This window comes from Photorhabdus luminescens subsp. luminescens (genome assembly GCF_001083805.1).
Lineage (GTDB): Bacteria > Pseudomonadota > Gammaproteobacteria > Enterobacterales > Enterobacteriaceae > Photorhabdus > Photorhabdus luminescens.
In genome coordinates this window covers 20,694-41,220 of the sequence record NZ_JXSK01000012.1, presented here as the reverse complement: position 1 = coordinate 41,220, position 20,527 = coordinate 20,694, and the positions used below count along the sequence as shown (strand labels likewise).

Below are 20,527 nucleotides of genomic sequence, written 5' to 3'. Positions count from 1 at the left end.
GAATAACATAATTAAATACAACTATAGGTAAGTTGAAACGGGAAATAATATCGACGCTGGAATTTAATCTACTGAAATTACATGTATATACCCTATGGATTTCAAGATGCATCGCGACGGCAAGGGAGCGAATCCCCGGGAGCATAGCAAACTATGTGACCGGGGTGAGCGAGTGCAGCCAACAAAGAGGCAATTTGAAAGATGACGGGTATATGTAAATTATGTAAATAAATAAGACAGTACTGTTCATCGTACTGCCTTAAGAGAATTGAGAAATTTGCTGATGAAGCTGAGTTCTCTGTAACTATATTTTACGCATTACCAAATTTGGCAATTGGATTAATCAGATTATCAGCAAACTGTAAACTTTGAGCCGGATCAGCTAAATCAAGCATTTGACGGTTATTCGCTATTTGTAGGCGGTTTAGACAGCAGCGTTTAATCTCCGGTGTAAACAGATCGTAACGTACAAATTGCTCACTCAATTCGGGATGGTTGCGTTGATAGCTTAAAATACAATCTGCTACAGCCTGCCAGAAAAGATCCTGTGAATAGTCACCCTGTTCATCCAGTATTGCAGCCAGATAGCGGAATATACCGTCAAACACATCAGATAAGATAGTCAGTGTTTTCATCTCTTCTGGCATGTCTACTTTGACTCGACTCGCTTTTTCCGGTAAATCAGCGTCGGGATTCATGACCAGAATCTCTTCAGCCAAATCTTTCATAAAGATGTGCTGTGGAATATGGTTTTCCAATACCAGGATGATGTTTTCGCCGTGTGGCATAAACATCAGATCATAAGCGTACAAACAGTGTAACAGTGGCGCAAGATAACTCTCTAAATAGCGACGTAACCATTCCTGAGTAGACAGGCCAGATGCTGAAATTAACGCCGGCAGCAGGGCATTCCCTTGTTGATCTCTGTGCAGTAACGCAGCCATAGTCATCACTTTCTGCCCAGATTCAATCAATTGCAATGGGTTTTCTCGCCATAGCGCCGCCATCATTTTTTTATAAGGCGTATCACTACTGATTGCTTGTTCGTAATAGCTGTTTTTGAAACCAACGCTGGCGACTTCCCGTAAAATTTTAAAACGATAATGCTGCAAGATGGGATCTTGTGTTACTAAATCGAATAACCAGTCGTTAATGCCCGGTGTCGTCGCCATATAATAAGGTGATAAACCGCGCATAAATCCCATATTTAGAATAGACAACGCCATTTTCACATAATATCGCTGAGGATGACTGCGATTGAATAAAGTACGAATCGACTGTTGTGCCTGATAGGTATCAGCGCCAATACCAAGGTAGACTAATTTCTGATTAGCAATATCGGGCGCAAACACCGATGCCAACTTGTTCTGCCATTGCCAGGGGTGAACAGGCATCAGTAAGTAATCCTCTGGATTAAGATTAAGCGCGATCAACCGCTGATCAAATTCAGCCATTGTGGTGGTGCCTAGTTCCTGTTCCAGCAACTGTTGATAGTTGAGTTGTTCTATACAAGCAAAATGTGCCTTGCTCTTATGTGCGGCCAGCCATACTAAATGCATAGCAGAGGCTGCTTCGGGGCTAAAGTTCTGGAAATCGCCAATATCAAAACCAATCCGGCCATTATTGGCGACGAAAGAAGGGTGTCCTTCCATCATCTCCCCTTCCAGCGCCTGAAAATCAGTGTTCACCAGATCCATTGCACTGATACCGACTCTGTTATGCTTAAAAGCACTGCTATAGAGAGTACTAGTGATTTCTTCCAGATAGGTAGGCATCACGATGTCGCTAATGCCAAGTTGTTGTTTGAACTCAATAATGAATAGCAAGGAATCGAGAGCTGCTTCTCCTCCGCTGGCATTTTTCTGTAACGAATCGGCATCAATCAGCCAGTGATCCAGTGCCATACGCCGTGCCCGGAAAGTATAGCTGACCAGATGATCAGCACTCTCCAAACGGTAATGGCGATATCCGTCACTATCTGCTTTTTCAGTTAACTCTTGAGGCGCGAGTAGACATTCATGTGAAAATTCAGAAATAGCTTTACACAAGTGCAGACGATTGACTTTCTGCCAGACCGCAGGTTGCAAATGTGTGGCATTTGTTGTCAATGAGCTTGAGGAGGTTGATGTTATTGCTTGATGCTCCCGCTGTAACGCAATCTGATGCTGCTCTCTGGTACAAAAGGCTAACTTGGCGGTTTTATGAGGTAATACCAATGCCTTCTGATAAACAAAACCGGCCCGCAGATTAAGCTTGTGAATTTTCTCATTACGTATATCAGGTTCAACCACCATGCGAGCCACAGTAGGATCGCTAAAAATAAAGGCCATGATGGTTTGGAAAATTCCCCAAGTGAAATGCCTGATTTTTTCTTGCGGCGGGGCAACCAGAATATGCATTCCCATATCATCTGGGTGTGCTGGATAATATTTTCCAATCAGATCATCTTGTGCACGATAACATTCTAATAGAAAAGCCGGTTGCTCCCGATATATTCCAATAAATACACTGCCCGGATGGCGTGATTCTAAATCATGATAAAACTCCCATACTTGTTTTTCAGTATTATTTTGCATTCCCCAATAATGGGCGTAATCCCGGTTAACCCAGTCAGTTAATATGGGAATATCCCGTTCCAGATCCAGTGGGCGTAATGCAAAGCTGCCTATTTCAGGCAAGGATTTTTCAAACAGCGTAGGATTAAAGACGGACATTAGCACGCTCCTTCGGTAGCAACGCTGAACTGCTGGAAAGCGATACTTTTCTCAATCGGGTAATGTTCAGTACCGGTAATTTCATAAATCAGGCAAGAGTTGCGATAACAGGCCATTCCCAGATCCGGCGTGACGAAACCGTGGGTATGTAATTCCACATTCTGTATGAAAATAGTATTGTTGCGATCAATGCTGTAATTACGTTGTACACCATAACGCCCTTTTTCATCCCAACGAATAAGATGGCGTATACCTTCAATAAAAGTTGGAGGCTGATACTGATAGCCAGTTGCCACAACAACGCCTGCGGTATCCAGAGAAAATGATTGCTCCTGCTCATGTTGGAATAACGTTAATGTCAGGTCGCGTTCATTTTCGGTATGGCTAACTTGCCGTAATTCACTATTGGTATATAAATTAACGTTTAATTCACCGTTTAATCGTTTAGTGTACATTAAATCGAAAATATCATTGATTAATGAACTATTAATGCCTTTATAAAGTTGTTTGTGCGACAGATTTAATGCATCACGCTTCTCTTCCGGGAGGTTATAGAAATAATCTACATATTCTGGTGAGGTCATTTCTAGTGTCAGCTTGGTATATTCCAGCGGGAGAAAACGTGGCGAACGGGTAAGCCAATTGAGTTGATAATTGAATTTATCAATATCACTGAGCAAATCGTAGAAAATCTCCGCGGCACTTTGTCCACTGCCCAGAACGGTAATAGATTGCTTTTGTTGTAAGGCCTCTTTGCTCTTCAAGTAATTACCAGATGTCACCATCTGATCAGCGAAGGGTTGGCAGCACTTTGGAATATAGGGTGAAGGCCCGGTACCCAATACCAATTTTTTACAAACAAATTGATGTTGTTGTCCCGTTAACGTATCTGAACAATGTAATGTATATAGCGAGGTATGTTCATCGTAACTAATGCTGTCAACGCGCGTGTTAAAGCGTAAATTGGATAACTGTTCTACCGCCCATTGACAATACTGATTGTATTCCTTACGCATCAGGAAAAAACTTTCCCGGATATAAAAGGAATATATTCTCCCTTTTTGCTTAATATAATTAAGGAAGCTAAGTGGGTGCGTGGGTGATGCGAGGGTCACCAGATCTGACATAAAAGGGGTCTGCATGGTGGAATTTTCCAGCATCATTCCCGGATGCCAATCAAAGCCCGGTTTTTGATCGATAAACAGGCAATGAACATCTTTTAGTGGTTGAGTTAAACAGGCCAGTCCGAGATTAAAAGGACCTATTCCAATGGCAATAAAATCATAAGGGCGAGTTGTCATAAAATTTTCTCCTGGTGAATAATATGAATTTCATTAGTTATTGTTATGGGTTGCCAGAAAATCGTTTCCGTGCAATACGATGCTATGCACAATTTCTTGTAGATGTTGTTGGTTTGTTGCCGGGTTAAGGAAAGTAAATTTTAGATATTGTTTGCCATTGACTTTGGTACCTGCAATGACGGTATTACCTTCACGGAATAGCGCTTTGCGAATGGCTGCATTGGTGGCGTCAATATCTGCATCGGGTAATTTTTGTTTAGGAATAAAACGGAAAACCAAAGTACTTAATTCTGGATAATGAATCAGTTCAAAATAGGGATTCTGCGCCATTAATCGATAGGCATCTTGAGCTGTATCGACAACTTTATCAAAAGCTTGCCCAAGTCGTTTGGCGCCCATAATTCGTAATGTCAGCCACATTTTCAATGCATCAAAACGACGAGTTGTCTGGATACTTTTATTAACCAGATTGGGTGTGCCCTCTTGTGAGGCGCTGAGTGGATTCAAATATTCGGCATGATAAGTCAAATGGGATAAGTGCTGCTTATTTTTGACGAAGAAAGCACTGCAACTAACGGGTTGGAAGAACGACTTATGGTAATCCACGGTGACAGAATCGGCTAAATTAATGCCTTCCAGTAGATGAGCGCGACGAGGCGAAACCAGTAAACCGCATCCGTATGCTGCATCCACATGTAGCCAGATGCCATGCTGTTTGGCGATAGCAGCGATAGGGTGAAGTGGATCGATACTGCCGAAATCTGTGGTACCGGTTGTCGCGACAATGGCAAGAGGAATGTTGCCCTGTTCGATGCATTGGTTAATGCTTTGTTCCAATGCTTGAGGGTCCATACGGAACTCACTGTCATGAGGAACAGAGACAACGGCGTTGTACCCCAAACCAAGGATAGCGGCGGCTTTTTGTGTACTGAAATGGCTGACTGTCGAGGTAAAAATACGCAGCTTATGGAAATCTGCCGGCAGGCCATGTAACTGGTTTTTATGTTCAGGATCGCGCTGATGGCAAAAATGGTCCCGCGCTAATAACATTGCCATCAGATTTGATTGGGTGCCGCCACTAGTAAAGATACCATCGGCATTTGTACCTAATGCCATTTTATCTCGTGTCCAGTCGAGAACTTTTTGCTCTATTAGTGTCCCGCCAGCGCTTTGATCCCAGGTATCCAATGAAGAATTAATCGCGCCAATAATGGTTTCTGCCAGAACAGCGGGTAATACCAGTGGACAATTAAGATGAGCCACATATTTTGGATGATGAAAATAAACAGCATCTTTAAGATAAAGTTGCTGTAGCTCATCTAAAGCTTGGTTTAAAGAGGTGAGGGGAAGATCTAAATTCACTTTAGAAAATAGTGGAGATAACTCATTGGGTAATATCCCACTGAAAGGCTTATCTACCCGTTGTAATATTCTCTTTATTCTGGTAATGACATTATAAGCGTCATCAAGATAGTCTCCAGCACTCTGCATATTTAAAAAATATCTGGAAAAATCTTCCTCCGTTATATGACTATATTCTGTGAGTGAATGGTTTAATAGCAGAGCGTCTCCGTACATTATATGTCCTTTTTATCTCATATATAGGTTATAATTTGGTTATTGCCCAACATAATTGATTTTATTATGTGTAATATTTGGTTAGATTAAATAACTATTGAATAATATCGCGATTAAATCATAATAATCTCTTTCTGCCTAAACAGATAAGAATTAAAAATTATAGAATAGAATGTTAATGTTTACTTTCTACTTTGGATTCTAAAGGGCAATCATGACAATTACCGACGCCAGGTAGTTTATTTCGCTGGCAGCAACTGCGACGTTGCATATTGTTATGCCGTAAAATAACCGTACGGTAAAGGGGATTATCTCTACCATCAGGTAATTGCGGCTCCATAAAAAGACCATTTATAATTTCTTGATATAACTTGCTATTTATTCTTGTACTGAATTCGGTAAGATACCAATACATAAGATAACCGATATTATTCCACAGGAGACGTCTATTTATCCCTTGATATGATTCAATCTTTTCACATACGGGAATAATATGACGATCCAAGAGAGAATAATGGCGATATAGTAATGATGGAGGCGCTTCATTCAGCCAGGTTAAATTATAGTAAAAAATATCTGGCCTGCCGCTGTCATGGAATTCAACCTGAAAAAGATTGTAATGGGTATCCACTGCTTGTGGATATTCCAGCAGCATTAACATCATTGGCGGAATAACTAAACCAAAATACCATTGGGTCCATAAGGAATATAGGGCTTTTGGGTTAGGTTTTATATCATTGTCACCGTAATATTCATCCTGATAGCGCTGAATTAATACTGGAAACTTCCTTGTATCTGACCATTGAGGAAAGCTCATGCTGGTAGCAGGGATATTATCTGCATTTACTCTCATTGTGGCAGTAAAATGGCTGAATGTTTGTTCAAATAACTGGATGATATCTTCAATTACCACTATGGTTAAAGGTGTAATTGAATGCTTTGTATTTGACACCACCAACTCCCTGTTTACACGTCCGTACAACCTGATTGTAGTATCTTACATATGACTAATCATTGTAAATATAATTATGATAATTATTATTATTATCATTGTCATTATCAAGTGGTAAATCTTTTGAGCGCCTATATTGCTTGTTAATACGATAAAATTACAGGTAGCTCATTTTCCGTTCAGATAGGATTATATTTTGGGATAATCAATGGCTTACCAGATTCTGGGTCGCAAATAATACGGCAGGCCAGACCAAACACATCAGCGATACTCTGCTCATTGATAATCTCTTCTGGCACCCCTTCGGCGTAAATTTTGCCGTTCTTCATCATAATTAAATGTGAGGCGTAACGTAGTGCTAGGTTAATATCGTGTAGTACCAGCACTAACGTTTTCCCTTGTAAATGTAGACGTTGGCAAAAATCGAGCATTTCAATCTGATGGGTGATGTCCAGATAAGTGGTTGGTTCATCTAGCAGTACAATGGGTGTTTGTTGTGCCAATGTCATCGCAAACCAAGCGCGTTGACGCTGGCCGCCGGAAAGTTCACTGACTAATCGTTGCGACATGTCTTGAAGTTCAACCGCCTGTAAAGCGTCGTTAACGACTTGTTCATCCTTTGCTGACCACTGCCGTAAAAAGGATTGATGAGCGTAACGCCCACGTGAAACCAAATCATATACTGTCAACGCTTCGGTGATGGTTGCCCCTTGTGTCAACAGAGATAGCTCACGTGCTACTGCTTTTGGTTTGTAATGTCGAATATTGCGCCTATCAAGCAGGATCTCACCGTGCTGTGGCGTTATACCTCGGCTAATGGCGCGTAGCAGGGTTGATTTTCCACAACCATTCGGGCCAATGATGACGCTGAATTCACCATCACGAATAGAAATATTTAAGTGCTCAATAATTGTTTTCTTTCCGTATGCCAGCGAGAGATCTTGGGCTACCAATCGTGAAGCGCTAGTTGGGGAATTCATATCAAGTGACATTACTTTGTTCTCCTTAATTCAGCGTACAGCAAATACATCAAATAGACACCGCCTACCCCTGCGGTGATAACCCCTATTGGCAAACGTGCCGAAGTAGGAAGTAGCAAAGTAATTAAATCGGAAGCGAGCAGTAGTAATGCTCCCACCAATGCGGAGCAGAACAGAGCAGAACCTTTTGCCCGTACCAAGCGGCGGGCAATTTGCGGCGCAGAAAGTGCGATAAACGCCACGGGCCCGACAACCAATACCGCCATTGAGGCTAATATGACCGCCAGTAACAAGCTCATGAGCTGAATTATACGTACTGGTACACCAAGCGTATTAGCAACTTCATAGCCGAGATTGACGTAGTTTAATTGCCGTCCTAACCAGAGTAGAAAGGGGACGAACAGTGTCGTTCCATAAATTAACCCAACATCTTGCCAACCTCGGTTGGCGAGGCTACCGTGCAGCAGCGAAGCGAGTTGTTGTGCTTGTTCAATACGCACATTCGAGATAGCAAAATTAACAAATGCCATACAGAGAGCGGCGATAGCAATTCCAGAGATGACAATCTTAGTTGTCTGCATCTGTCCAGAGCTGCTAATGTTCCCGGCATAGACCAGCAGGACAGCAAAGCTGGCTCCTAGCAACGCACCTAAAGGAATTGGCAATACGTTAGGCCAGATGATCAAAGTGGCGACGATCCCGGCGGCTGCACCGGCATTGACGCCGATAATATCTGGGCTGCCAAGTGCGTTGCGGGTTGTCAGTTGAAAAAGTGAACCAGAGAGTGCCAGAGTTGCACCCGCCCCGATAGCTACTAATGCGCGGGGTAAACGTAGCTGTGTGAGAATAAATTCCTGATAAGGAGTTGAGGTTGCTAGCCAAGGGTTATCGATACCTTGTTTACCCAGTGCCAGAGAAAGATAAAACAGTACTGCAAGCAGTAACAATATCAATAAGATTGCTTTTTGAGTCCGTTGTGGAGGTACAAGAAAAACAGCGTTCCCTAACATAAAGGTTCGAGTTTTTGCCGGTCTGGATAGGTTAATCCGCGACATAATTAACTCCACGATGGGTTTTAATAACCAGATAGAGCAACGGTCCGCCAATTCCCGCAGTGATAATTCCCACCATGATCTCCCCCGGTGCTATCACCAATCGAGCCAATATATCGGAAGCGAGCAGGAGGCAAGGCCCGGCGAACAGGCAATAGGGCAGTAGCCAGCGGAAATCGTTGCCAACTAAAGCCCGCATCAAGTGGGGAGCAGCCAAGCCAATAAAGGCAATAGGGCCTGCCATAGCGGTAGCCACTGCCGCCAGCATAGTGGCAGTAATAAGCGATAACACGCGGGTGCGGGCAACATTAGCGCCAAGTGAGCTGGCGATACCTTCACCAAACACCATCACATTCAGGGAAGAGCTGAGTGAAAGAGTTAATATCAAGGCAAATAATAGATAGGGTATCAGCGTACTCGCTTCTGCCAGAGACATCGCGCTAAGCGATCCAATCGTCCAGAAGCGATAGCTATCCAATACATGCGCATTCATTAATACGAAGCCTTGTACAAAAGCAAATAGGCAGGCATTAATGGCAGCGCCAGTCAACACCATGCGAGTTGGATTGCTATTACGTTGCCCGCCACTGAGCAGGTAGAACAGCAATGTAGCCAGACTTGCGCCAATAAATGCTGTCCAGAAGCGCGGCAGTTCGTTCAGTATGGGGATGAAAGAGAAACTGACAACCACCGCGGCAGCTCCGGCGTTAACACCCAGTAAACCCGGCTCGGCTAACGGATTACGCAGCAATCCCTGTGTTACAGCGCCAGAAAGCGCTAGTGCTGCGCCAGCCATGATGCCGATTAACGTGCGTGGTTTGCGGGCATTAATCACTAGATCGCTATAGCTACCACTGTCGCCCAACCAATAGTGATGCCATATGGTTGATAGTGGCAACGTTTTTGCGCCCAGACTCAGACTGGCTGTAATACAAATCAAGGTCAGCAATATCATGAAACCTAGGCCAAGTAGCAGTAAGAATCGCCGTTTAGGATTTGTCATGATGATTTAATTGCCTCTGCCAGCACGGGCATAAATTGCGATAAGCCCCAGCGCAAGCTAAGTGGTGTACCGTAAGACATAGCAACAACCAATGATTGGTCGGTTAACGGGAGATAACCTCCCTGATGGACGGCACGGATAGATTGAAATAACGGCTGTGCTTCCACTGCTTTACGTTCTTGTTCATTATTGAACCATGTCACTAAGATATCCGCGCCGTTAAGATAATCGGCATTTTCCAGCCCTATATTGGCGGCGAAACTGCCGAAGGGATCGGCCAGTGCGCTGACCGATGGCAGTAGCGTCAAACCAAGATGCACTAAAGTATCGACGCGTGGATCGCCTTTGACATATACCGATAACATGTTGCTACTGATGCCTGCTTTGATGTAGACGAAAGTATAGCCGCTGATATGTGGGATGGTATTACCTGCTTCGCGTAATATGGCATCCAGTTCAGTAGTGAGTTGCTCTCCTTGCGGCTGCCTATCTAGCGCACGGGCAATTAATTCAATTTGCTGTTGTGGCGTCGTGAGCCAAGGGGCAGATGGATAAGCGATCACCGGAGCGAAATGTGACAAGTGGTCATAAATCTGTTGGGTAATGCCTGATTGGGTTGCCACAATCAGATCAGGCTTAAGACTAATGACCTTCTCAATGTCTAATTCGGGGTACATATCTATCACAGCGGGCAACGTTTCGCCACGCTGTTGTATCGCTTGTTTAAACCACGGCAGATAACCTTGTTCATCTCCGCCCCAACGATGGGATTCAATCCCGACAGGGACGATGCCAAGATCCAGTACGATATCTTCCGCTCCTGCGCCCAAGGCAACAACACGTTGGGGTTGATGTGGAATTACCGCCGTACCCAATGCGGTAGTAATTTCTTTTGGATAACCGGGCTTATTTGACAGTGCATTGTTTGTGCTGGCTGGCTTATCACAGCCAGCCAACAGACTGACCGACAGCACCAACAGTACGGCAAACCCTTTGCAACGCTTCAATTTCATTGTTCGCTTTCCTTCAAATAAATAGAAACATAAGGTTTGCCGTTCATAGTGCTATGTAATGCTATAACGAATTAAACTCAGAACTTATAACGCAAGATCGCTTCAATATTGCGAGGTGCGCCATAATAGTACTGAGAATATTGGCCGAACTGGGTGTAGTAGGTCTTATCAAAGACGTTATTCAGGTTAACCGTTAAAGAGAGATCCGGCGTGAATTGATAACGGCTCATCAGGTTAACCACAGCAAAGCTGTTTTGTTCCGCTTGCATTGATCTCTTTCCAGGTCCATCAACGGTCAACCAGGTTTTATCCTGCCAGTTAACGCCGCCACCGATGGTCAGATTACTCATCTCCCCCGGTAGGGTGTAGGTGGTAAACAGCTTAAACAGCCTGTTTGGCATATTGCTATTGATTCGCACACCGTTAGGATCTGTTGCGCGGAATTGCGTGTAACCCGTATAAAGACGCCAGTTATCCGTCAGTTGACCACTGATTTCTGCTTCGAACCCGCGAGTTTTGGTGCCATCCACGGTATAACGAGGAATGGAGAGATCCGGTAGTTTCGGTGCATTGTTATCGACTAATGGCAGGTTATCTTGACGGATTTCAAAGATTGCCAGTGAGTAATCAAGACTATTATCGAAGGCAACACCTTTTAGGCCCGCTTCATAGTTTTGTCCAGATACTGGAGCAAGCAGTTTATTATTGCGGTCACGGTGATTTTCTGGGTTGAATATTTCGGTGTAACTAGTGTAAACCGACAAATCTTGAGTAATGTTGTAGATCAACCCGCCATAAGGAACAAATTCGTCACTGTAGCTGGCATTCTGTGGAGTATTGAAATTATCACCGCGTGTTTGCCAACTGGTTACCCGGCCGCCAAGGATCAAGGTCAGAGGATCTGCCAGTGAAATCTGAGTGACTGCATAACCTGCGGTCTGTTCATTACGTCCTTCTGAGCCATAAGTGCGCGTATTACTCCACTCTGGTTCAGGATATTGCCAGCCCGAAGAGGTGAAGTCACCCAGTCCGGTGCAATTGCGTTTGAGCATACAGGTTGCGTTGAAGTAATCGTTTTGGAAATCCTGTTGCTGATGATTTAAGCCGAAGCTGACATGGTGAGTGCGGTTGAATAACCGGTAGTCGCCATTTACTTGTAGATCGTAGTTCTTCTGGCGGCGGCTGCCATCAATCAGTGTCATGTTACCTGGCGCCATACCAATATTGGTATTACGGTCAGGAAAACCTGTTGCCCACAGGACTTTTTGGTCCAGAGCGTTATTATCATAAGTAAAGGTGCCCTTCACACTCCAGCCGTTGTCAAAGTTATGTTGCAGGCTGGTAAAGGTAGAGAAGGTCCGAACTTTTGAAAAAGCCCAATCGGGTGCATAGCTGTCGCTGCGTTTATAATTTGTTTTGCTGCCGTCTGCAAAATAGATTGGCAAACCACCAAACATGCCGCCACGGGTGTGATTACGTTGATAATCAGCACCTATAGTCAGCAATGTATTTTCTGTCAAATCCGCTTCAAGGACGCCATAGAATGGGTATCTTTCGTTGTTATTGCGATCAATAAAGGAGTTGGCCGCTTGATAGGCAGTAACGAAACGTCCACGTAGGTTGCCACTGTCATTTAACGGGCCAGAGAGATCAAGGCCAGTGCGCCATTTATCCCAGGAACCGGCGCCAGCAGAGAATTCGCCACGGAAATCGCGGGTTGGACGTTTACGAATCAGATTAACGGCTGCCGAAGGATTGCCTGGGCCAACCATCAAACCAGCCGCCCCACGTACCACTTCAACACGATCAAACAGGTCAGCATCTAACAGATTGTCACCATAGTTAAAACGGGTATCGTAGTAGGTCGCAACCCCATCACGCAGGATGTTATTGATGGCCATGCCTCGAGAGGTAAACCCGAAACGATCGCTATCAAGCTGGCGTATGCTCATACCGGTTGTGCTATTGATGACGTTATTAACACTGCCCAGATTTTCGTCAAGCATACGTTGTTTGGTGATGACACTGACGGTTTGTGGCGTTTCACGTGCTGAAAGATTCAGACCGGTGGCGGTGACCATCGAAGTGGTATTGTACATACCGGTGTCTTCGGTCACTCCTTCATTTTCTGGCCGTGAAGCGGTGACAAGAATCGTGCTTTCATTTTGGGCAGCGGTTTTATCACTTGTACTTTGCGCACTTTCCGTGATTGCATAACTATTTCCCATCAGTACTAATTGTATAGTTATTGCAAGAGTTGTTTTTTTAATCATGAAATCCTTTTGCAAAAAAGGATACATCACTTTCTTATTATTCATTCCATCCCCGGATTAAATCTTTTGGTATTTATCTATGTTGATATTTTTATTTATTACTGCTCGGCTTGATGAAGAATAACCGAGTATTCATGGCGTAAAGCGTACAGTGGATTAACTAAAGTTCCGGCGAATTTAAGATTCTTTTCACGGTCGTCAAGATCGATCATCTGTTGATTGTTCGCCATTTGCAGACGGTTCAGACAGGTACGAATAAATTCCTGCTTAAACAGATCGAACTTACGGAATTTTTCAATCTGATGCAGATGTTGTGATTGATAATTATGGACACAACGGGCAACCAGTAACCAGAAACGCTCTTCAGGTAGATTAAGATCTTTTTGCAACAGTGGAATCAGGTAGCGGAAGAAACAATCGAAAATATCAAGGAAGATATAGTTAATTTTCATGTCGTCTTCGATAGTGACGTGCAAGAAATTAATCTCTTCAGGCAATTGGAGATCACCATTTAAAATAGCAACTTCTTCACCAATATCTTTCATCAACATTTTTGTCGGGCGGTTATTGTCCAATACCAACATCAGGTTTTCACCATGTGGCATAAACACCAGATCATAGGTGAAGAAAGAGCGCAATAATGGCGAGAGATAAGCATCGAGATAACGTGACACCCACTCTTCTGCTATTAAACCTGAATCCTTTACCAAAGCGGCAATAACGGAATTACCCTGATGGTCAACATGCAGTAACGAAGCCATTGTCATCAAGCGTTGGTTATCCTGCAACAGCGTCATTGGACTTTCGCGCCACAGTGCTGACAACATTTTCTTATGTGGGCTGTCTTTCTTAATGGCTGATTCAAAGTAGTTATTGAAATAACCGAGAGCAGCACGTTCCCGTAATACGGTAAAACCTTTCTGTTGGAAGAAACTGTCATTATGGACTAAGTTGCTGAGCCACTCATTGACTGATGGGGTTGTGACCATGCTGTGTGGATCGAGCCCACGCATAAAGCCCATGTTCAGCACGGATAGGGCGGTTTTAACGTAATTCTTTTTCGGTTGAGTAATGTTGAAGAAAGTACGGATAGATTGCTGTGCGAGGTAGCGATCATGACCTTCTCCAAGATAAACAATATGATTATTGGCAATATCTGCTGCAAAGCTGATGGCGATACGGTGTTGCCACTGCCAGGGATGGAGGGGCATCAGATAATAATCTGATGGACATAATCCCAACATATTCAGGTGACGTTCAAATTGGGCTGGCAGATATTTCCCCAATTCTTCTTCTATTAATTGTTGGTATGAAAGATCGGACAGTGCAGAAAAAATAGCTTTATTTTTATGTACTGCAATCCAAATTAAAGTCACGGGGCTAGCGCTTTCAGGAGCATAGCGCTGATAATCATCGGCATCAAAACCAATGCGACCATTATTAGCAATAAAGACTGGATGACCTTCACTCATTGCCGTTTCAACGACTTGATAATCGGCATGGGCTAAATCTTGGGCTGTAAGTCGGTTGTACTGATATTTAAAAGCGTGACCGTAGAGGGTGCTAGATATCTCGTCGAGATAAATCGGCAGCATTTTTTCCGGGATTTCCAACAGCGGGTGCAGCTCAATAATTAGTTGAATAGCATCAAGTGGCTGAGATTGATTATCCCTGAATTTGGTTACGGAAGCGGCATTAATATCAATATGATCGAGTTGATAAGCCTCCGCTTGAAAATGGTATTGGTAGTCACCGATTGCCAGAGAATACCGTTGCTGTCCATGATAGGTAGGATTAATTAATTTTTCGTGACATAGCTCACGTAATATTTTTGTCACCAGATGGCGATTGGCATAGAGCCAGTTCTCTGCGTTGAGGTGCAGAGTGTGATTATCAGAGTTAATATGTAGTGAACTCATGGTGATAACAATCCCTATTCATAATCAAAAATCATATCCAACATAGTCGCTATACGCTGGAAACAAATCGGTACGCTTAATTCTGAAATTTTCGAATATAAGCATCCTTTTTCCAGATATTCATTTCGGTTCTCTTAGACAGGCGACTTTTGGGGTATTCAATTTTGATAACATTAATACAAATTATTATCATTAACAACTGTGTAAGTGTAAGGATTTACTCTGGTTTTGTTTAAATAGCAGTCAAAAATGTGGCGTTATGGCGCTGCATTGGGGTGAGAAAGATGAATTGTGGGGAGAATTTTTGAACGGCTATAAACTTTAACAAAACCTGCTTTTATCCGAGATGATGTTCAATGACATGCTGTAATTATTTCGAGAGTGAGATAGCATAATGTACAGGCGTTTTGGATGGCGTCTGTGATTTTTTAACATGGTTGAGGAAAAGTGTGTCTACCGCAGAGGTCATGAATACGATATCACTGACAGAGCAGGTATTGCGGAAAACCTTTGGTTATTTGCAATTCCGGCCTGGTCAGCAACAAGTTATCAATACCATTCTTGAAGGGCGTGACTGCTTGGTCATTATGCCGACTGGTGGCGGTAAATCATTGTGTTACCAAATTCCGGCGCTAGTACAGGAAGGGGTAACTCTGGTTGTTTCCCCGTTGATCTCTTTAATGAAAGATCAGGTGGATCAACTACGAGCAAATGGCGTTGCGGCAGATTGCTTGAATTCAACTCAGGCCCGTGAACAGCAGATTGATGTGATCCGGCGTTGCCGTCAGGGAATGATTAAATTGCTGTATATCGCCCCTGAGCGCTTGATGATGGATAACTTCCTTGAACAACTTCTGGAATGGCAACCGGCAATGTTGGCTGTGGATGAAGCTCACTGTATTTCACAATGGGGCCATGATTTCCGGCCGGAATATCGGGCGTTGGGGCAGCTCAGGCAACGCTTTCCGACATTACCTGTCATTGCGTTGACGGCCACCGCAGATGAAACTACCCGCAATGATATTGTCCGACTACTGAATCTTCATAATCCACTTATCCATATCAGCAGTTTTGACCGTCCCAATATCCGTTATACCTTGATAGAAAAATACAAACCATTAGATCAACTGTGGCTATTTATTCGCGGTCAGAAAGGTAAAAGCGGCATTGTTTACTGCAACAGTCGCAACAAAGTTGAAGAAATATCAGAGCGTTTACAAAAACGTGGCTTGAGTGTTGCGCCGTACCATGCCGGGTTGGATAACAGTCAGCGTGCACGGGTGCAGGACGCATTTCAGCGTGATGATTTGCAGGTTGTAGTGGCGACTGTGGCATTTGGAATGGGCATTAATAAACCCAATGTTCGGTTTGTGGTGCATTTTAATATTCCACGTAATATCGAATCCTATTATCAGGAAACGGGACGTGCTGGACGTGATGGTCTGCCGGCGGAAGCGGTGCTGTTTTATGATCCCGCGGATATGGTATGGCTTCGCCGTTGTCTGGAAGAGAAAGAGGCGGGTACACAGCAGGATATTGAGCGACATAAGCTCAATGCGATGGGGGCTTTTGCCGAAGCGCAAACTTGCCGTCGTTTGGTGTTATTAAACTACTTTGGTGAAAGTAAACAAACCCTTTGTGGTAACTGTGATATCTGCCTTGATCCACCGAAAAATTATGATGGCTTGGTGGATGCTCAAAAAGCGCTCTCTTGTATTTACCGGGTTGGGCAGCGTTTTGGTATCGGCTATGTTGTTGAAGTACTTAGAGGTGCGAATAATCAGCGTATCCGTGATATGAGACATGATAATTTGCCGGTTTATGGTATTGGTAAAGATCAAAGTCAGGAACACTGGATGAGTGTATTGCGGCAGCTTATTCATTTAGGCTTTATCAGTCAAAACATCGCCAATTATTCTGCATTACAATTAACAGAAGCGGCGCGCCCAATATTGCGTGGCGAAGTTTCGCTAAAACTAGCTGTTCCACGAATTCAGAGCCTAAAAGGGCGCACTCAGCAGAGTAAATCGTATAGCGGTAATTATGATCGCAAACTATTTGCCAAGCTACGTAAGTTACGGAAATCCATTGCTGATGAAGAAAATATCCCGCCTTTTGTTGTATTTAACGATGTCACGCTAATTGAAATGGCAGAGCAATGCCCGGTTACGGCTGATGAATTGTTATTAATCAACGGCGTAGGGCAACGGAAACTGGAACGTTTTGGTAATGTCTTTATGGCCTTAATTAGTGAACATTTAGAGGAGTTTGGCTAGTCTGAGGGTAACTTATGACGCCAGAAATGTTGAAACAAAGTTGGCTTAATCGTGAGACACAGTTCTCTGCTTTTGCCAACGGGCCTCTGTTAGATTTTTGGCAAGTCAGGGAAGAGTGTGAATTTATTGGGGTCGATAATGTACTGATACGTTATATCCGTTTTTGTGCAACAGTAAAAAATTATAGAGCGGTTGTTATCTTTCCTGGCCGTAGTGAAAGTTATGTCAAATACTCGGAAGTGGCATTTGATTTTTATCACCTTGGCTACGACGTTTTTATTATTGATCATCGTGGGCAGGGGCGATCCAGCAGAATGCTTGCAGATCCACAAAAAGGGCATGTAGAAAAATTTGATGACTATATTGATGACGTTGAAATATTAATAGAAAGAGAAATTCTTCCTCGTCATTATTCTCACTGTTATGCGTTAGCTCATTCAATGGGAGCGGCAATATTAGGGGGATTCTTATTACGTCACAGCCAGGTGTTTGATGCGGCAGCCCTTTGCGCTCCTATGTTTGGTATTAACTTTCCTATGCCACGTTGGTTGGCGACTTTCCTGGTAAATCGGGCAGAAAAGCGGTCAGATGTGCGTAACGATTATGCGATATTAACCGGAAAATGGCGTCCATTGCCTTATTTAATAAACCTTCTGACACACAGTTATGAGCGTTATAACCGTTACCTCCACTATTGCGCGGATTACCCGGAATTACGCATAGGTGGCCCAACATATCATTGGATGAGGGAAAGTATGTGGGTTGGCGATATGTTGATAAAAAAAGCCGGAGAAATTGAGACACCGTTGATGATCTTAAAAGCCAGTGAGGATAAAGTCGTTAATAATCAGAAAATACGGGCTTTTTGTGAATCACGTAACAAAGAGAGGGCTTTCATTGAAGAACGGTCACCTTTGATTATTCAAGGTGCGCATCATGAGATCCTGTTTGAAAAAGATAAATTACGTAGCCAGGCACTCAACGCCATTTGTGATTTTTTTGACCAGAATTGATTCAATTATAGGAATGATAACTATGTATTACATTGTTGCTTCAGATTTAGATGGCACTTTGCTATCTCCTGATCACAAATTAACTTCTTACACCAAGGAAACCCTTAATTTACTGACCAATAAAGGCATTAATTTTATTTTTGCTACTGGTCGTCATCATGTAGATGTTGCGCAAATCCGAGATGTTCTTGGTATTGATGCCTATATGATTACTTCCAATGGCGCTCGGGTACACAATGCTATGGGTGAACTGGTTTTCAGTCACAATGTTGATCCTGAGATTGTGCGTGATTTGTGTTTAATGGAGTTTGATAACGCTGATATTCTGACGAATTATTATTGCCATGATCACTGGTATATGAATCGTGAATGCCCTGAGCAGAAAGAGTTTTTTCAGGAATCAGTGTTTCATTATCAACTTTTTGAGCGTGACAATTTTAAAACCGATGATGTATGTAAAGTTTATTTTACCTGCGAAGATCATGATCTATTGGTTGTGTTGGAAGAGAAAATCAAAACACGTTGGGGTGATAGAGTCAATGTGAGTTTCTCGTTGCGCAATTGCCTGGAAGTGATGGCAGGTGGAGTGTCGAAAGGTCATGCACTTGAGCGGGTAGCCCAATCTATGGGCTATAAACTGAGTGATTGTATTGCTTTTGGTGATGGCATGAATGACTTTGAAATGCTGACGGTAGCAGGTAAGGGCTGTATTATGCAGGATGCTCACCAGCGCTTGAAAGATATCCTGCCAGAAATGGAAGTGATTGGCTCAAACGCTGATGATGCAGTTTCCCATTATTTGTGCGAAATGTATCAGGTTTAATTTATTATCCATTGTAATTACAGCGCTATTGGCGCTGTTTTTTTATTAATTTACTGTTTGTCATATTTATAACTCTGTCATCAAGGGTAGTATTTGTAGATCCCGCAAGCAGATTTCAATATTATTGGCTTTATTGATATTTTCTTGGTTTTCGATGTCAAAAATATCTTTTGTAGTGATAATCAATGAGCCTTTTTTGTCATTTTTATCAGAAATAGATATTATTTCTTCTGCTATTGGAACTAAAGTTGGATCTATTTCTATTGGCAAATAGAGCATCCAGCCGGCACTTATTCGGTCTGGGAAAACGTGTTTTCGTTTTATTCTATATGCATTGTTTTCTACCATAATGTGAGGTGCATTATGAGTAGAAATCAGAAAATTAATAAAGCTGATCAATTGTGATAGCTGAAATTCATTTTCTTCGATAGATATATGAAAATCTATTTGAGTTTGTCCTAACCGATCTCGACGATAATTCATATAACAAATTGAACATGAATGGTCATCATCTTCGCCATCCCAAATTCCTTTAATAACTATAGGATTTTCTTCTGTATATTCTTCTTCAAACTCTTTTATTGCTTCTTTTGTTGCTCCTTGTTGATCAAAAGCAATATGTTGTAAAGATTCTTGATGAGTATCTCCGGGTAAATACCAATTTTTATGCCGTCCAAAAAATATATCTAATTGTTGTGTAATTTTATATAAATCGGTAAGAACTATTATTGGAGTTAATGGTTCTTTACAATCCGTATATAGTTTCATATTTAATGATAACGTAGTCATTTCTTTCACCCTTATTTAAATGTTAAATAGTATGAAATACTTTAATATTGGGACAAATAGAAAATTTTTATAAATGCCTGCCATAGTTATATCTCTATTATCAGAGGTAATATTTGTAGACTCCGCAAGCAGATTTCAATATCATTGGCTTTATTGATATGCTCCTGGTTTTCAATATCAAAGATATCTTTTGTCGTGATAATCAATGAGCCTTTTTTGTCATTTTTATCAGAAATAGATATTATTTCTTCCGCCATTGGGACTAAAGTCGGGTCTATTTCTATTGGCAAATAGAGCATCCAACCGGCATAAACCCTATCTGGAAAAGCTTGTTTCTGTTTTAGAGAATATTCTCTGGCATCCATCATGATTATTGGAGAGTAATGGTTGCTAACTAAATAAGCTACGAAATCAATACAATTAGAATAATTAAATTTTTCTTTTTCGAAATTAAGATCAATGCTTACATCCGTTTTTCCTAGCCTATTACCATAGTCACGGCTTGAATACATAATTCTATTTTTTAACTTTACATCACCTGGAATATCAAATAATGTTTTTATGATAGACTTAAAACTCTCATCATAACTTTCTTTGAATTGGTTTATGGCATATTCAGTAATGCCACTTTCATCAAAAACATTATTTTCTTTTATTTCGTCTAGATCATATCCTGGTAGATTCCATCTACTTGAACTATTAGATACCTTGTTTATTTGTTGCATGATGCAGTATGTGTCATCCAATGCTAATTCCGGTGTTATCTTTTCTTTTAAATCATAAAACATTTCTATTCTAGCGTGTATTATGTTCATATTTTTAATCCTAATTTTAAAATAAA

At 42.3% G+C, this 20,527-nt stretch carries 15 protein-coding genes; 3 read left to right on the top strand and 12 right to left on the bottom strand.

Going from position 1 to position 20,527, the window contains the following annotated elements; all coding sequences use genetic code 11:
- Window positions 1-311: 311 nt before the first annotated feature.
- The 10 genes from TI10_RS21675 to TI10_RS21630 form a co-directional block, all read right to left on the bottom strand.
- Window positions 312-2,714, bottom strand: a complete 2,403-nt coding sequence (locus TI10_RS21675; protein ID WP_049585399.1) for a GNAT family N-acetyltransferase — start codon at window positions 2,712-2,714, stop codon at window positions 312-314.
- The gene (locus TI10_RS21670) at window positions 2,714-4,015 is read right to left on the bottom strand and encodes a lysine N(6)-hydroxylase/L-ornithine N(5)-oxygenase family protein (protein WP_049585398.1); all 1,302 of its coding nucleotides are present in this window, start codon (window positions 4,013-4,015) and stop codon (window positions 2,714-2,716) included. Before TI10_RS21670 ends, TI10_RS21675 begins: the two co-directional genes overlap by 1 nt.
- A gap of 33 nt (window positions 4,016-4,048) precedes the next feature.
- A complete protein-coding gene (locus TI10_RS21665; protein WP_049585397.1) occupies window positions 4,049-5,593 on the bottom strand; it encodes a pyridoxal phosphate-dependent decarboxylase family protein in 1,545 nt (514 codons plus the stop codon).
- A 175-nt stretch (window positions 5,594-5,768) separates the two neighbouring features.
- Window positions 5,769-6,545 (bottom strand): siderophore-iron reductase FhuF, encoded by a 777-nt coding sequence (gene fhuF / locus TI10_RS21660; protein WP_049585396.1) that lies wholly within the window; start codon window positions 6,543-6,545, stop codon window positions 5,769-5,771.
- 179 nt (window positions 6,546-6,724) lie between these two features.
- Complete coding sequence (locus TI10_RS21655; protein ID WP_049585395.1) at window positions 6,725-7,537, bottom strand: ABC transporter ATP-binding protein; 813 nt, start codon at window positions 7,535-7,537, stop codon at window positions 6,725-6,727.
- Complete coding sequence (locus TI10_RS21650) at window positions 7,537-8,580, bottom strand: FecCD family ABC transporter permease (protein ID WP_049585394.1); 1,044 nt, start codon at window positions 8,578-8,580, stop codon at window positions 7,537-7,539. The genes TI10_RS21655 and TI10_RS21650 overlap by 1 nt, the downstream gene beginning before the upstream one ends.
- Window positions 8,567-9,580, bottom strand: a complete 1,014-nt coding sequence (locus tag TI10_RS21645; protein ID WP_049585393.1) for a FecCD family ABC transporter permease — start codon at window positions 9,578-9,580, stop codon at window positions 8,567-8,569. Before TI10_RS21645 ends, TI10_RS21650 begins: the two co-directional genes overlap by 14 nt.
- The gene (locus TI10_RS21640; protein ID WP_049585392.1) at window positions 9,577-10,593 is read right to left on the bottom strand and encodes an iron-siderophore ABC transporter substrate-binding protein; all 1,017 of its coding nucleotides are present in this window, start codon (window positions 10,591-10,593) and stop codon (window positions 9,577-9,579) included. Before TI10_RS21640 ends, TI10_RS21645 begins: the two co-directional genes overlap by 4 nt.
- A gap of 77 nt (window positions 10,594-10,670) precedes the next feature.
- Window positions 10,671-12,911 carry a TonB-dependent siderophore receptor gene (locus TI10_RS21635; protein WP_139180544.1) on the bottom strand — a complete coding sequence of 747 codons (2,241 nt, stop codon included), beginning with the start codon at window positions 12,909-12,911 and terminating at the stop codon, window positions 10,671-10,673.
- 53 nt (window positions 12,912-12,964) lie between these two features.
- Window positions 12,965-14,785 (bottom strand): IucA/IucC family protein, encoded by a 1,821-nt coding sequence (locus tag TI10_RS21630; RefSeq protein WP_049585391.1) that lies wholly within the window; start codon window positions 14,783-14,785, stop codon window positions 12,965-12,967.
- A gap of 449 nt (window positions 14,786-15,234) precedes the next feature.
- On the opposite strand from TI10_RS21630, the gene recQ reads away from it, so the two are divergent.
- Genes recQ through yigL form a run of 3 tightly spaced genes read left to right on the top strand, consistent with a single transcriptional unit; the run spans window position 15,235 to window position 18,897 of the window.
- Complete coding sequence (recQ, locus tag TI10_RS21625) at window positions 15,235-17,061, top strand: ATP-dependent DNA helicase RecQ (RefSeq protein ID WP_049585390.1); 1,827 nt, start codon at window positions 15,235-15,237, stop codon at window positions 17,059-17,061.
- Window positions 17,062-17,075: 14 nt separating this feature from the next.
- Window positions 17,076-18,074, top strand: coding sequence for a lysophospholipase L2 (pldB, locus tag TI10_RS21620; protein ID WP_049585389.1), 999 nt, complete (start codon window positions 17,076-17,078; stop codon window positions 18,072-18,074).
- Between the two features lie 22 nt (window positions 18,075-18,096).
- Window positions 18,097-18,897: a sugar/pyridoxal phosphate phosphatase YigL gene (yigL, locus tag TI10_RS21615; protein ID WP_049585388.1), complete on the top strand. Its 801-nt coding sequence runs from the start codon at window positions 18,097-18,099 to the stop codon at window positions 18,895-18,897.
- Window positions 18,898-18,963: 66 nt separating this feature from the next.
- On the opposite strand, the gene TI10_RS21610 is transcribed toward yigL, so the two are convergent.
- Both TI10_RS21610 and TI10_RS21605 read right to left on the bottom strand, forming a co-directional pair.
- Window positions 18,964-19,686, bottom strand: coding sequence for an immunity 52 family protein (locus TI10_RS21610; protein ID WP_049585387.1), 723 nt, complete (start codon window positions 19,684-19,686; stop codon window positions 18,964-18,966).
- An 86-nt stretch (window positions 19,687-19,772) separates the two neighbouring features.
- Window positions 19,773-20,501 (bottom strand): immunity 52 family protein, encoded by a 729-nt coding sequence (locus TI10_RS21605; RefSeq protein ID WP_049585386.1) that lies wholly within the window; start codon window positions 20,499-20,501, stop codon window positions 19,773-19,775.
- Between the last annotated feature and the right edge of the window lie 26 nt (window positions 20,502-20,527).